Annotated in this window: 12 protein-coding genes; 6 read left to right on the top strand and 6 right to left on the bottom strand. The window is 72.4% G+C overall.

Going from position 1 to position 14315, the window contains the following annotated elements; translation table 11 throughout:
* Positions 1 to 131: 131 nt before the first annotated feature.
* Positions 132 to 1076: a LysR family transcriptional regulator gene (locus AC060L_RS18085; protein ID WP_483799805.1), complete on the bottom strand. Its 945-nt coding sequence runs from the start codon at positions 1074 to 1076 to the stop codon at positions 132 to 134.
* Between the two features lie 141 nt (positions 1077 to 1217).
* Entirely contained in the window at positions 1218 to 1856 is a 639-nt protein-coding gene (locus tag AC060L_RS18080) for a YceI family protein (RefSeq protein WP_483799804.1), read from the bottom strand.
* 189 nt (positions 1857 to 2045) lie between these two features.
* On the opposite strand from AC060L_RS18080, the gene AC060L_RS18075 reads away from it, so the two are divergent.
* From AC060L_RS18075 to AC060L_RS18065, 3 genes are read left to right on the top strand one after another with little or no spacing between them, the layout of a single operon-like run.
* On the top strand, positions 2046 to 5306 hold the full coding sequence (locus AC060L_RS18075; protein ID WP_483799803.1) for an SNF2-related protein: 3261 nt from the start codon (positions 2046 to 2048) through the stop codon (positions 5304 to 5306).
* Entirely contained in the window at positions 5303 to 5518 is a 216-nt protein-coding gene (locus tag AC060L_RS18070) for a hypothetical protein (protein WP_483799802.1), read from the top strand. Before AC060L_RS18075 ends, AC060L_RS18070 begins: the two co-directional genes overlap by 4 nt.
* Positions 5519 to 5561: 43 nt before the next feature.
* Positions 5562 to 6734, top strand: coding sequence for a DNA polymerase III subunit beta family protein (locus AC060L_RS18065; protein WP_483799801.1), 1173 nt, complete (start codon positions 5562 to 5564; stop codon positions 6732 to 6734).
* 80 nt (positions 6735 to 6814) lie between these two features.
* Here AC060L_RS18065 and AC060L_RS18060 read toward each other — a convergent pair whose 3' ends face one another.
* From AC060L_RS18060 to AC060L_RS18050, 3 genes are read right to left on the bottom strand one after another with little or no spacing between them, the layout of a single operon-like run.
* The gene (locus tag AC060L_RS18060) at positions 6815 to 7681 is read right to left on the bottom strand and encodes a MerR family transcriptional regulator (protein ID WP_483799800.1); all 867 of its coding nucleotides are present in this window, start codon (positions 7679 to 7681) and stop codon (positions 6815 to 6817) included.
* Positions 7682 to 7695: 14 nt separating this feature from the next.
* A complete protein-coding gene (locus tag AC060L_RS18055; RefSeq protein WP_483799799.1) occupies positions 7696 to 8190 on the bottom strand; it encodes a VOC family protein in 495 nt (164 codons plus the stop codon).
* A 59-nt stretch (positions 8191 to 8249) separates the two neighbouring features.
* A complete protein-coding gene (locus AC060L_RS18050; protein WP_483799798.1) occupies positions 8250 to 10655 on the bottom strand; it encodes an ATP-binding cassette domain-containing protein in 2406 nt (801 codons plus the stop codon).
* A 271-nt stretch (positions 10656 to 10926) separates the two neighbouring features.
* On the opposite strand from AC060L_RS18050, the gene AC060L_RS18045 reads away from it, so the two are divergent.
* The 3 genes from AC060L_RS18045 (at position 10927) to AC060L_RS18035 (ending at position 12392) form a co-directional block, all read left to right on the top strand.
* Positions 10927 to 11283 carry a helix-turn-helix domain-containing protein gene (locus AC060L_RS18045; RefSeq protein WP_483799797.1) on the top strand — a complete coding sequence of 119 codons (357 nt, stop codon included), beginning with the start codon at positions 10927 to 10929 and terminating at the stop codon, positions 11281 to 11283.
* Positions 11284 to 11323: 40 nt separating this feature from the next.
* Positions 11324 to 11896 carry a hypothetical protein gene (locus tag AC060L_RS18040; protein ID WP_483799796.1) on the top strand — a complete coding sequence of 191 codons (573 nt, stop codon included), beginning with the start codon at positions 11324 to 11326 and terminating at the stop codon, positions 11894 to 11896.
* 157 nt (positions 11897 to 12053) lie between these two features.
* Complete coding sequence (locus tag AC060L_RS18035) at positions 12054 to 12392, top strand: DUF2516 family protein (protein WP_483799929.1); 339 nt, start codon at positions 12054 to 12056, stop codon at positions 12390 to 12392.
* A 93-nt stretch (positions 12393 to 12485) separates the two neighbouring features.
* Here the strand turns inward: AC060L_RS18035 and AC060L_RS18030 are convergent, their stop codons facing one another.
* Entirely contained in the window at positions 12486 to 14231 is a 1746-nt protein-coding gene (locus tag AC060L_RS18030; protein ID WP_483799795.1) for a PP2C family protein-serine/threonine phosphatase, read from the bottom strand.
* Positions 14232 to 14315 lie beyond the last annotated feature (84 nt).

The raw sequence follows: 14315 nt of genomic DNA, 5'->3' as shown, positions 1-14315 counted from the left end.
GACTGCCGATTGTTGCTCGGCTGCGGTGTCCCAGGGTCGGACCGACCCTGGGCCGGCGCTTGTTGCGCTGACAGGAACAGTCCATCGCAGTACCCCGGTGCCGACCCAGACCCGAAACGCTCTGGCAGCGATCACGAATCCTGATCGCTGCCGGTCGGAGCCGGTGCGCCGGCTTCGCAGGCGGCGCGCAGCAGGTCGAGCGGGGCGGTGGCGCAGCCGCGGCGGACGGCGAGTGAGGTCGGCAGGGTGAGCCCGGGAGGCGTGAACGGCCGGAAGACGACCCGGGGGATCCGCATCATGGTGGCGTTGCCCGCGTACACCACCGTCCACATCGGGGTGCCGGAGCCGATCAGGGCCAGCGTGTCCTGAAGGCTGCTGGAGATCGGTCCGGGGATCGGCTCGAAGCCGGCGCTCTGACAGCCGTTCAGCATCAGGTCCACCAGGGCCGGATTGTTGCGCCGTTCGGTGAGTCGCAGCGGCAGCTCGGCGAGCTCGGCCAGGGCGATTTCGGGCTGCTTGGCCAGCGGATGCCTGGCGGGTATCGCGGCGACCAACTCGTCGTCCCAGAGGGGGAGATACTCCACCTCTGGGGAGTGCCCGGCGGCGCCGCGGGGTGGCTCGGTGCGGGGCTGCGTGCCGCGGACGAAGGCGGCGTCCAGCCGTCCGTCCGCGAGCCGGGCCAGTCGCTCGGCGACCGGGAGGGCGACCAGTTCCAGTCGCAGCGCGGGTGCCTGCCGCTCGAAGGCGTCCAGGATCCGCTCGAGGCGTTCACCGAGGCCGGTGATGGTGCCGAGCCGGAAGACTCCCGAGCGGTCGTTCGCGAGTTCGGCGGCCACCGCGCGGGCGGCATCCTCGGCGTCGAGCACGGCGCGGGCCGCGGGCAGGAAGGTCTGACCGGCGGCCGTGAGCCGGACCAGCCGGGGTGTGCGGTCGAACAGCTCGACCTTCAACTCCCGCTCCAGCCGCCGGATCTGCTGGCTGACGGCGGGCTGTCCGATCAGCAGGCGCTCGGCTGCCCGGCCGAAGTGCAGTTCCTGTGCGACCGTCACGAAGTAGCGCAGCTGTCGAAGCTCCACCGGTGCTCACCTCCACGTCTCCCGACCCCCGGTCATCCTGCCGTATCGGCTGGTCCGGGGGTCGGGAGCTGCGTGGGGATGGGTGCGAGCCGGTGGGTGCGGGCGGGTGGGGGGTGGGTGTGCGGCGAGTGGTCGCAGCGGTCAGGCCTTGACGGCGGAGATGTCGAAGCTGAGCTTGACCTTCTCGCCGATCAGCACGCCGCCGGTCTCCAGCGCCGCGTTGTACGTCAGGCCGAAGTCGGTGCGGTCCACCGTGGTGACGCCCTCGAAGCCCAGCCGCTGGATTCCGTACGGGTCGGTCGCGGTGCCGGTGAACTCCAGGTCCAGGACGACGGACCGGGTGGTGGACTTGATGGTGAGATCGCCGGTCATCCGGTAGTTGTCCGCGTCGATCTGCCGGGCGGAAGTGCTGCGGAAGGTGATCTCCGGGTGGTTCTCGACCGCGAAGAAGTCGCCGGTGCGCAGGTGGCCGTCGCGCTGCTCGTTCCCGGTGTCCACGCTGGCGACCTGGATCACCAGCTCGGCGCTGGACGCGGCCGGGTTCGCGCCGTCCAGGTGCAGCTTGCCGTGGTACTCGGTGAACTCGCCGCGCACGTTCGTGATCATCGCGTGCCGCACGCTGAAGCCCAGGCGGCTGTGCGTGGTGTCGATGACGTAGTCGCCGCTCAGGTGGGACAGGTCGGCGCCGGCGGGAGCGTCGAGCACGGTGGTGACGGTGCTGCCGGTGGCGGCACGGGTGGCGGTCTCGGTGGCGGCGACCTTGCGGTTGAACAGGCCCATGGCTCCTCCTCGGGTTCGAAGCCATTTGTTTAGGCTTCAACTTGTTGGCTTCACCGTAGCGCCCTTTCGTTCAATGTTCAACCATGCTGCGGGTTCGGCCTCCGGCCGATCGTGATCGGCCGGCTGTCACAGGTCGTGGTTAGGCTGCGAGCGTCAGCTGTCGCCCACGTGCCCGGAGGGATCGGTCCGATGTTCGCCGTGCACGCACTGTGGCGGACCGACGGGTGGCTGGCGCTCTGGGCCGAGGACGCCCGGGCCCGGCAGGACCTCGACGGCCCGGTGCGATACGGCGACCACGGCGCGCAGCGCGCGGGCCGGGCCCGCCCGCATCCGTTCGCCTGCCCGGCGCCGCTGCTGGCGGAGCTGCTGGCCGGGATCGGGCCGGGCACCGAGTGGCTGGCCGGGCAGGCGCTGGAGCGGTGGATCACGCTGGTGCTGCCCTCGTTCGGCGGCGCGCCGGCGCCGTCGCCCGAGCTGCCCGGCAGCGCTGGTGCCACCGGGGTCTCGCTGCGCGACTGGCGGATCCCGGCGCTGTTCTTCGACCCGCCCCGGGCGGCTCAGCTGCTCGGTGAGCTCTTCGATCCGCGCTGGGCGCTGAGCAGCTCCGAGCTGGCCGGTGAAGGACGGGTGGACGTCGCCTTCGGCGCCTCGCTGCGCTGGCTGACCGGGGTGCACGACCTCGCCTGGCGGCTGGCCGGGCATGGGCGGGTGCTGCCGGGCTTGGTCCGCACCGCCGAGGGCGGCGCGGCGTACGCACGCTGGCTGCCGGTGCCGGGCGCGGCCGAACAGCGCGAGGCGGTCGGGCTGGCGGACGGCTGCCCGCCGGTCGCGCGCGGCAGCCGGTCGGGGCCGGAGCTGTTCGCCGAGGTGCTCGACGTGCTCACCGACTGCGAGGTGCGGGCCGCGCTGGAGGACCGCGCCGCCGCGCTGCGGCTGCCGCCGTTCGAGGACGGGCTCGCCGGGGATCCGGTGGTCGAGCGCTGGTTCGCGGCGCTGGGCTCGGCGGACGGACGGATCCCGAGCGCGGGCGGTGCTGCTGCGGCCGATGTTCCGGTGGCCGGTGGCGCGGTGGGTGGGGGCGTGGCGGGTGGGGGCGAGCTGATCAGCTCGGGCGATCTGTTCAGTGCCGATGAGGAGGCCGCACTCGGGCGCCTCGCGGCCTCGCTGACCGCCTGGTACGCGAGCGGCGCCACGGCCACCGGCTCGCCGGTCCGGCTCTGCTTCCGCCTGGTCGAGCCGCTCGGCCCCGATCCGGCCGATCCCGCCGGGGGCGCGTCCGACGAGCACTTCCGGGTGGAGTTCCTGCTCCAGGCGGTCGCCGAGCCCTCGCTGCTGGTCCCGGCCGCCGATCTGTGGGCCGACGGCCCCGCGCTGGCCGCCTTCGGCCGGGTGGTGGACGATCCGCAGGCCGCGCTGCTCGCCGAACTGGACCGAGCCGCCCGCTGCCGGTCCGAGCTGCGTCCGGTGCTGCGCCGAGCCCGCCCGAAGGAGCTGCTGCTCGACCGCGTCGGTGCGCTCGACTTCCTGCGGGAGGCGGCGCCGGTGCTGACCGGCGCCGGCTTCGGCGTGCTGTTGCCCACCTGGTGGCAGCGCCGCCCACGGCTCGGCATGGCGCTCGCCGTCCGGACGACGGCCGCCGGGACGGTGCAGAGCACGGCCAGGATCGACCGGGACGACGTGGTCGCCTTCCGCTGGCAGGCCGCCCTCGACGGGCAGCCGCTCACCGCCGAGGAGCTGGCCGACCTGGCAGCGGCCAAGGAGGGCCTGGTCCGGGTGCGCGGCCAGTGGATCGAGGTGGACGCCCGGCAGATCGCGGCCGCCGTGGACTTCCTGGCCCGGGAGGGCAGCGGCGAGACCAGCCCCGACCGCCTGCTCCGCGAGGTGCTGGACCCGGGCGCGCTGGTCGCCGGGCTGCCCGTTGGCGCGATCACCGCGACCGGCGTCCTGGGTGACCTGCTCGCCGGACGCGGCACCCCCGAGGCCCCGGTGACGCTGCCGCCCGGCTTCGGCACCGCGCTGCGCCCGTACCAGGAGCGCGGTGTCGCCTGGCTGGACGCCTTGAGCCGGCTCGGCCTCGGCGCGGTGCTCGCCGACGACATGGGACTCGGCAAGACCGTCCAGACCCTGGCGCTGCTCGCCGCCGAGCACGCCCGCACCCCCGTTGCCGAGCGCCGGCCGACCCTGCTGGTCTGCCCGATGTCGCTGATCGGGAACTGGCGGCGGGAGACGGCCCGGTTCGCGCCGATGCTGCGGGTGCACGTCCAGCACGGCGCCGAACGCCCGACCGGGGCGGGCCTGGACGCGGCGGTCGCCGGTGCCGACCTGGTCATCACGACGTACGGCGTCGTGCAGCGCGAGGCCGAGCAGCTGCGCGCGATCGAATGGCGCCGGGTGATCGCCGACGAGGCGCAGACCGTGAAGAACAGCGCGACCGTGCAGTCCCGTGCGCTGCGCTCGATCCCGGCCCGGCACCGGATCGCGCTCACCGGCACGCCGGTCGAGAACCGGCTGGCCGAGCTGCACGCCGTGCTCGACTTCGCCAACCCCGGGCTGCTCGGCTCGGCCGCGGCCTTCCGGGAGCGCTACGCCATCCCGGTGGAGCAGCACGCCAATCCGGAACGGACGGCGGAACTGCGCCGCCGCACCGCGCCGTTCGTGCTGCGCCGCCGCAAGGGCGACCCCGGGGTGGCGGCCGAGCTGCCGGCCAAGCAGGAGATGACCGTCTGGTGCACGCTCACCGCCGAGCAGGTCGGCCTCTATCAGGCGGTGGTCGCCGATCTGCTGCACCGGCTGCGCGGACTCAAGGGCGTCGAGCGCAAGGGCGCGGTGCTCGGCGCGATCGGCCGGCTCAAGCAGGTCTGCAACCACCCGGCCCAACTGCTGCACGACGGATCGGCGGTGGCCGGACGCTCCGGCAAGCTCGCCCGCCTGGAGGAGACGCTGGCCACCGCGCTCGCCGAGGGCGACCGAGCGCTGGTCTTCACCCAGTACGCCGAGTTCGGCTCGCTGATCGAGCACCATCTCGCGCAGCGGCTGGGTACCGAGGTGCTCTACCTGCACGGCCGGCTCGGCGCCCGGCGGCGCCAGGAACTGATCGACCGGTTCCAGCAGCCGGACGGGCCCGGCGTCTTCCTGCTCTCGCTCAAGGCCGGCGGTACCGGACTGAACCTGACCGCTGCCAACCAGGTGATCCACCTGGACCGTTGGTGGAACCCGGCGGTCGAGCAGCAGGCCACCGACCGGGCCCACCGGATCGGGCAGCGCCGCGAGGTGCAGGTCCGCCGGTTCGTCTGCGCGGGCACGGTGGAGGAGCGGATCGCCGAGCTGATCGAGTCGAAGCGCGAGCTTGCCGAGACCGTGGTCGGCGGCGGCGAGCGATGGCTGACCGAGCTCTCGACCGGGGAGCTGCGGGAGCTGCTGACACTGTCGGAGGAGGCGATGGTCGAGTGAGCGGACACGATCGTGCTGCCGCCGGGCCGGTGGCTCAGGGGCGGCTGGCGGACTACTGGCGAGGCGACTTCGTGCTCCGACCGTACGAGGAGGACGGGCCGCGACCGGCCGCCCTGCTTCCGGTCGATCAGCTGGCCGCACCGGACATCACGGTCCGTGGCCGGAATCTTGCCGTGCTGCTCGGCCCGGTCTACCGGGCGCTGACCTCCTGAACGGCTTGACCCTCGACCAGGTCGAGCCAGCAGAGTCCTCGTCGTGGAGAGCGTGATGCGCAGCATCGGCCAACTGGCCCGGGAGAGCGGACTCAGTGTCAGTGCGCTGCGGTTCTACGACGGCGCCGGGGTCTTCGGCCCCGCGTGGGTGGACCCGCAGACCGGCTACCGCTGGTACGCCCCGGCCCAGCTCGCGGACGCCCGGCTGATCTGCCGACTGCGCCGGGTCGGCCTGCCGCTCGCCGAGATCCGGCTGGTGCTCGCAGCACCGGCCGGCTCGGAGGCCGCGCACCAGGTGCTGAACGGCCATCTGCGCCGACTTGAGGACGGCCTGGCCGATGCGCGACGCGAACTCTCCGCTGCCCGAGTCCTGCTCGACCAGAGGGAGCCTGCCATGACCGAGGAAACCGCTGCGGCATCGTCCGCACACACCGTCCGCCTCACCGTCGACCGCGCCGCGCTGGCCGCCGCGGTGGCGGCCGTCCGTTTCGCCGTCAGTGCCGACCCCGAGCGGCCGATGCTCGGCGGCGTGCTGTTCGACCTGGACGGCGAGGTGCTGCGGCTGGTCGCCACCGACCGCCACCGGATCGCGGTCGCCGAGGCCCCCGTGCGCGGGGCGGCGGCCGGTGCGCAGCTGAGCGTCCTGGTACCGACCGCGCTCGCCGACGAGATCGGCGCACTTGCGGTGGGCGGGGCGGGCGAAGGAGGTGGAGGCGAAGGGGATGGAGAGCTGGCGCTGGCGCTGGCCGGAACGCAGGTCCGGGCCGAGGCCGACGGCCGGCGGGTCGAGGGGCAGCACCTGGACCTCGACTTCCCCGACTACCGCCGACTGGTCCGGCTGACGGCCACTCATCGCGCCGAGGTCACCGCCGACGCGCTGCGCCGGGCCGTCCTCGACCTCCCCGCCGAGCCGGCCGCCCGGGATGCGGAGGCCGGGGACGCTCCGGTCGCCGTGCTCTCGGTGGGGGCGGACGGCGCGCTGCGCGTGCTGGCCCGCGACACCGAGCCGGAGCCCGAGTCGGAGCTTGAGCCGGAGCGCTTGCAGGTCGCGGTGAACCGGGAGTTCCTGCTGGAGGCGATCGCGGCCGGTTCCACCGGTCAGCTGGTCCTCGAACTCAGCGGGCCGATCAGCCCGCTCGCGATCCGTTCGGCCGGGCCCCGGAACGCCGAGCGCGACGGCACGTTCTCGCTGCTGATGCCGGTCCGGCTGAGCTGAGCTGACTTGAGCTGACTTGAGCTGACCTGAGGTGACCTGACGGGACGGTAGGGGCCGCAGTGCCGGCCGGCGCTGCGCGGTCACTCCCAGGTCGCGGACTCCGGGGCGACGCCGTGCGCCTCGGCATTCGCGAAGATCACGTCGCGCAGCCAGACGGCCATGCCCGGCGCGATGGCGTCGTAGTACTTGGCGAACCGGGGATCGTCGACGTACATCCGCCCGAGGCACACCTGCATCGAGTGGGTGCAGTCGAAGGACTTCGAGATCAGCGCGCGGTGCCGCTCCGCGAGCGCGTGCGCCTCGGCGGAGCCGGGTGCGGTGCCGGCGTTCTTCGCGGCGGCGAGGTCGGTGTTCAGCACCTCGAACGCAGCCGCGACGCGCTTCCAGTCCGCCGGTGTCCGCCGGGCGGCCCGCTCGGCGTACTGGGTCCACTGTGCGCTGTCGCCCCAGCGTTCCTCGGCCTCCTCGACCAGGGTGGGCTGCCAGTCGGCACCGAAGATTTCCACTTGCTCTTCCGGAGTCAATGTCATTCCTGTCTTCGACGCGTCCATCATGCGATCGACCGCGCCGACCATCTTCTGGAGGCGGGAGATGCGTTCCACGAGCTGTGACCGCTGCCGGCGCAGGTGGTCGCGCGCATCGGCGTTCGGATCGTCGAGGATCCGGCCGATCTCGGCGAGCGAGAACCCGAGCTCGCGGTAGATCAGGACCCGGTGTACCCGGGCGATGTCCTCACCCGAGTACACCCGGTACCCCGCCCTGGTGCGTCCGCCGGGGCGCACCAGGCCGGTCGCGTCCCAGTGGTGCAGCGTCTTCACGCTGACCCCGACGAGCGCGGCCGCCCGGCCGACGGTGAGCCCGTCGGGACCGGTCGGATCCTGCCCCTGGGCAGCGCTGGTGGCGGGAGCAGCGGGGACGTCGTGAGCGTCGCGGTCATCGCTGGTCATCGGCCCAGTCTTGCTCACCCCGCCGATGGAACCTCGATACCCATGGCCCGCAGGTTGTCCGCCCGCGCGCTGAGCGGATCGAGCGGTCGAGCGGCGGTCATCACGACCCGCGCGTTCTCCGGTGTGATGATCGTCAACTCGATCGAGTTCCACGGCATTTCCCTCGGCCCACTGGTGCAGCCCGGCAGCAGTTCCTCGCAGCGGGTGGCGATCTCGTCGATCTGGCTGAGGACGCAGGCGAAGCTGACGCTCATCGCCGGTGCTTCGTCGGCCTGCTCCGCCGGAGTCAGGAGGACGTCCTGGAAGGCCCACCGGCGAAGGTGGGTCAGCCGGTCCGGGATCGAGAACAGGTCGATGAAGCCGAGCCCGCACGTCCAGAACTCCCGCGAAGCGGCGAGGTCGCGTGTCGGGACGTTGAGGAACATCGGCATGCCGTAGTAGGCCCGGTAGATCTCGGGGGCAGCCGCATCGACGGCCGGGACCGGCACCGGGCTGGTGTATTCGCTCATGCGTCGATCGTCGAGCCTCCTGTTGCGTCAGGGTCAAGGCCGATCGGAGACGGCATCGGTCAGCCGCCGACGTAGGCCGCGAGGTGTTCGCCGGTGAGGGTGGCACGGGCGGCGACCAGGTCGGCGGGGGTGCCCTCGAAGACGATCCGGCCACCGTCGTGGCCGGCGCCGGGCCCGAGGTCGATGATCCAGTCGGCGTGCGCCATGACCGCCTGGTGGTGCTCGATGACGATGACCGACTTGCCGGAGTCGACGAGCCGGTCGAGCAGGCCGAGCAGTTGCTCGACGTCGGCGAGGTGCAGGCCGGTGGTCGGCTCGTCGAGGACGTAGATGCCGCCCTTCTCGGCCATGTGGGTGGCCAGCTTGAGCCGCTGCCGCTCGCCGCCGGAGAGCGTGGTGAGCGGCTGGCCGAGGGTGAGGTAGCCGAGCCCGACGTCGGCGAGCCGGTCGAGGATCCGGTGCGCCGCTGGCGTGCTCGCCTCGCCGGCGCCAAAGAACTCCTCGGCCTCGGTCACCGACATCGCGAGCACCTCGCTGATGTCGCGGCCGCCGAGGTGGTAGTCCAGCACCGAGGCCTCGAACCGCTTCCCCTCGCACTCCTCACAGGTGGTGGCGACGCCGGCCATCATCGCCAGGTCGGTGAAGATGACGCCGGCGCCGTTGCAGTTGGGGCAGGCGCCCTCGGAGTTGGCGCTGAACAGCGCCGGCTTCACGCCGTTGGCCTTCGCGAACGCCTTGCGGATCGGGTCGAGCAGGCCGGTGTAGGTCGCCGGGTTGCTCCGTCGTGAGCCGCGGATCGCGCCCTGGTCGATCGAGACGACACCCTCGCGGGCGGTCCCCGCACTGTTGACCAGCGACCCGTGGACCAGTGAGCTCTTGCCGGAACCCGCGACGCCGGTGATGACGGTCAGCACCCCGAGCGGGATGTCGACGTCGACGTCGCGCAGGTTGTGCGTCGTCGCGCCGCGGATCTCCAGAGTGCCGTTGGCCGTCCGCACCGTCTCCTTGAGGGCGGACCGGTCATCGAAGTGACGGCCGGTGATGGTGCCGCTGGTCCGCAACCCCGCCACGGTGCCCTCGAAGCAGACGGTGCCGCCCGCCGTACCGGCGCCGGGGCCGAGGTCGACGACGTGGTCGGCGATCGCGATCGTCTCCGGCTTGTGTTCCACGACGAGCACCGTGTTGCCCTTGTCCCGCAGCCGCAGCAGCAGGCCGTTCATCCGCTGGATGTCATGGGGGTGCAGGCCGACGGTGGGTTCGTCGAAGACGTAGGTGGTGTCGGTGAGCGAGGAGCCGAGGTGGCGGATCATCTTGACCCGCTGCGCCTCACCGCCGGACAGCGTGCCCGACGACCGGTCGAGCGAGAGGTAACCCAGCCCGATCTCGACGAACGAGTCGAGCGTCTGCTGCAGCGTGGCGAGCAGTGGCGCCACCGACGGCTCGTCGAGGCCGCGGACCCATTCGGCCAGGTCGCTGATCTGCATCGTGCAGGCGTCGGCGATGCTGATCTTGCCGATCCGGGAGGACCGGGCCGCCTCGCTCAGCCTGGTGCCGTCGCACTCGGGACAGACCGTGAAGGTGACCGCCCGGTCCACGAACGCCCGGATGTGCGGCTGCATCCCCTCGCGGTCCTTGGCGAGGTAGGACTTCTGGATCCGCGGGATCAGGCCCTCGTAGGTCATGTTGATGCCCGCGATCTTCATCCTGACCGGCTCGTGGTGGAGGAAGTCGTGCAGCTCCTTCTTGGTGTACTTGCGGATCGGCTTGCCCGGATCGTAGAAGCCCGACTCGCTGTAGAGCCGGTAGTTCCAGCCACCCGACGTGTAGCCGGGGATGGTGAGTGCGCCCTCGGCGAGCGACTTGGAGTCGTCGTAGAGCTGGGTGAGGTCGATGTCGGAGACCGCGCCGCGGCCCTCGCAGCGCGGGCACATGCCGCCGGTGATGCTGAAGCTGCGCCGCTCCTTCACGGTCTTCCCGCCGCGCTCGAGCGTGACCGCACCCGCTCCGCTGATGGACGGGACATTGAAGGAGAACGCCTTGGGCGAGCCGATGTGCGGCCGCCCGAGCCGGCTGAAGAGGATGCGGAGCATCGCGTTGGCGTCCGTGGCGGTGCCGACCGTGGAGCGGGGGTCAGCGCCCATCCGCTGCTGGTCGACGATGATCGCGGTCGTCAGCCCGTCGAGCACGTCGACCTCGGGCCGGGCCAGCGTCGGCATGAAGCCCTGCACGAAGGCGCTGTACGTCTCGTTGATCAGCCGCTGCGACTCCGCGGCGATGGTGTCGAAGACCAGTGAGCTCTTGCCCGAGCCGGAGACCCCGGTGAACACCGTCAGCCGGCGCTTGGGGATCTGGACGCTGACGTCCTTGAGGTTGTTCACCCGCGCGCCGTGCACGCGGATCAGATCGTGGCTGTCGGCAACGTGCGCCGCAGCGGTCTGCGTGTCCGACCTCGTGGCCCTGCTCATCGTCTCTCCACCCGTTGGGCGGAGCCGCCCTCGCGGTCTCCGCCGGCGTCGCCTGGCTCGATCCAACCAGCTTCGAGCACCGTGGCGACCGGCGCTTCTCCAAAGCTGCTCACTTCCGGCCGGGCAGAATTTCGACGGAACGCGGCCGGTGCGGGCGGCGCGGCCGTGGGTCGGCAGCGGCGACGAGCAGCGGCGGTGACGGGCAACCTGACCGCGCGACGCGCTAGCCAGCCTGCTTGCATTTGCAAGCAGAGCGGCGCAGCATGGGGCCATGGCTTCACTGAAGGTGGGCTCGCTGGGTGAGTACATCCGGGAGCAGCGGCGCTCTGCGCAGTACTCGTTGCGCCAGTTGGCGGAGGCTGCGGGTGTGTCGAACCCGTATCTCAGCCAGATTGAGCGGGGACTGCGCAAACCGAGCGCGGAGATCCTGCAGCAGATCGCGAAGGCGCTGCGGATCTCGGCGGAGACGCTGTACGTCCAGGCGGGGATTCTGGAGGAACGGCCCGCGAGCGGCTCCGACCTGCGGGTGGCGATCCTGGCGGACACGGCGATCAGCGAGCAGCAGAAGCACGCGCTGCTGGCGGTGTACGACGCCTTCGTGAAGGAGAACGAGGCCGACCGGGGCTGAGCAGCAGCCTGGCGGAGGACGGATGGAGAGGACGAGTCGGATGACCACCACCGATGAGATCAGGAACGAGATCCGCAAGACCCTGAGCGACCCGACGCCGCTCTACGCGCTCGCCGGTGCGGGCGACCTCGCGTACGAGAAGCTGCGTGAGGTGCCCGGGCGGGTGGAGGCGCTGGCCGGGGACCGGAAGGCGGCCGCGGAGCTTGCCACGGCGCGGCTGCAGGAGGCCCAGGCGAAGCTGACCGAGGCCCAGGGCAAGCTGGCCGGCACGGTCACCACGCTGCCGACCGACCTCAAGGTGCTCCAGGAGAAGGCGCAGACCTTCGCGCTTCAGCAGGTGGGCCGGGCCGCCGAGTTCGCGGTCAAGGCGAAGGAGGTCTACGACGAGCTGGCCGAGCGCGGCAAGGGCGTCGTGGAGAAGGGCCGGCCGGCTCCGGCCGAGGCCGAGGCCGTGACCATCGAGGTGGAGCGCGTGGACCTGGCCGAGGAGAAGCAGGCCGGGGCGGACGCGGTGGACGCTGCGGACACCGCGGACAAGGGCGAGAAGCCGGCAGCGGCCAAGAAGGCAGCTCGGGCGCGGAAGACCTCGCCGTCGGGTGGCAAGGAGGCCTGAACGGCCGGGCTGGAGGCGGCCGGGCGAGCCGGGCGGGCACCTCGCAGGCGCCTGGCACGTTGAGCCGTTGTCGGGCGCCCGGGCGTGTCAGGATTGTTGGCAGTGGACGTGGGAAGTCAGGGTGTGGTGACGGTGGCGCGGTTCTAGTGAGGAGACCCTGGTGGGCACGTTCGTGAACTTCGACTTCCTCAACCCGTTCTGGTGGTTGTCGGCCGGGATCATCCTGTTCAAGGCCGTCGCGCTGGTGGACGCGGCCAGCCGGCGTGAGGACGCCTACCGTGCGGCGGACAAGAAGACCAAGCCGTTCTGGCTGATCGTGCTGGCGATCGCGCTCGGGCTCGACCTGCTCTTCGGAGCCAACTTCATCGGCAGCTTCCTGACGCTGGCCGGTCTGGTCGCCGCGATCGTCTACATGGTGGACGTCCGCCCGGCGATCAAGGCGCTGACGGACGGCCGGGGGCGCGGCAACCGCCGGACCCCCACCCGGCCCTGGTGACGCGGCCGGGTGAGGCCGAGTGAAGCCGAACAAGCACGCGAGGTGGGACGGCTGACGGAGCCGGGCTCCGTCAGCCTCTGTACGCCGCCGCTGTCACCCCATCAGCCGGGCCGGCTGGTTGCGCTCCAGTAGCAGTACCGCGACGTCGTCGGTGAGTGCGCCGCCGTTGAGTTCCTCGACCTCGGCGAGGGCGCTGTCGACGAGGCGACCACGGCTCAGGCCGTGCGACTGGTGGTCGCCGATCAGGCCGATCAGCCCGTCCTGTCCGAGCCGGGGGGAGCCGGCGCCGACCCGGCCCTCGATCAGGCCGTCGGTGTAGAGCAGCAGGCTCCAGCCCGGTTGCAGCTCCAGGTGGTGCGGCGGCCAGCTGGCCTCGGTGTCGTCGCAGGGGAGCAGGCCCAGGGCCGGGCCGGCCTGGTCGCTCGGCAGCACGACCGGGCGCTGGTCCGGGCTCAGCAGCAGCGGGGCCGGGTGGCCTGCCAGGTAGACCTGGGCGTACTCGACGGCCGGGTTGTCGGAGGGCAGCGGCTGCTGGCCGATGCCGGGGCCCGGCCGGTCGCCGGTGGCACGGTTGCCGGTGGTCGCACGGCGGTGGCCGGGGGTGGCCCCGCCGGGGGGCGCGTCAGGGGTGATGACGAGCATGCAGAGCGTCGCGAAGATCTCGTCGCTGCGGCGCTCGTGTTCCAGTACGTGCTGCAGGGTGGTGAGCAGGGTCTGGCCGGTCAGGCCGGCGAAGACCAGGGTGCGCCACGCTATCCGCAGCGCGACGCCGAGCGCGGCCTCGTCGGGGCCGTGGCCGCAGACGTCGCCGATGACCACGTGGACCGTGCCGTCGTCGGTGCGCACGGCGTCGTAGAAGTCGCCACCGAGCAGCGCGCGGCGGCGGCCGGGCCGGTAACGGCGGGTGAAGGAGAGGTCGGCGCCCTCCAGCAGCGGCGTGGGCAGCAGGTGGCGCTGCAGCCGGGCGTTCTCCTGCCCGCGCAGCTCGGCTTCGACCAGGCGGCGCTGTGATTCGTCGGCGCGCTTGCGTTCGACGGCGTAGCGCAGCGCGCGGGCCAGCAGCGGGCCGTCGGTCTCGTCCACGGTGAGGAAGTCCTGGGCGCCGGCGGCCACGGCGGCGGCGCCGAGCTGCGTGTCGGCGGCGTCGGTCAGCACCACCACTGCGGCGGCCGGTGCGCGGCGTAGCAGTTCGCGCAGGCCGTCGAGCGGGCCGGCGGGCGGAGTGCCGAGTGCGCTGCCGGGGGCGCCGGCCGGGCCGGCCGTGCCGGTCCGGGCGGGGGCCGGTGCCGCGAGGTCGAGCAGTACGCAGCTGAAGTCGACCGGTCGGGTGCGACCGCGCCGGCCGCCGGTCGGGCTGAGCAGGGCCGCGGCCTGCTCCAGGCCGTGCGCCCAGTAGAGCTCCACCGGGATGTCGATCGCGCCGACCAAGTCTTCGATCAGTCGGTCGGCGGCGGTGTCGTTCTGCACCACGAGGAGTCGTAGCGGCCCGTGGCTGCGGTCGGTGCCGGTGCGGTCGGTGATGCTGCGGTCGCTGGTGCCGCGATCCGGGTGGCGGCGATCGGCGTGCGGATGATCGGCGCCGGCACGGTCGGCGGTCGGGCGCAGCGTGGAGCGCGGGCCGGGCAGGGCGAGCCCGGCGCGCGAGGCCGCAGGGTCCTCCTCGCTGCGGTTGCGGGCACGGCGGCCGCCGTCACCCGGTCCCGAGCCGTCGCGCTCGGCGACGTCGGTGAGCTCGCCGTAAGCGCTGAAGCGGTCGAGGTCGTGCAGCCCGTTCAGGCCCGCGTCGCCGCTGGGGGAGGCGGCTGCGTCCGGGCAGGGGGCACTGACTCGCTGGCGCACGCCAGCCACTGCCGGGGCTCCGGACCGGCAGTCGGTGCCTGGTCCTTGCCCGTCTCCCGAAGCGGGCACGGATGGTTCCTCCCT

The organism is Kitasatospora sp. NEAU-69 (genome assembly GCF_057158765.1).
This window is presented reverse-complemented; position numbering and strand designations above follow the sequence as displayed.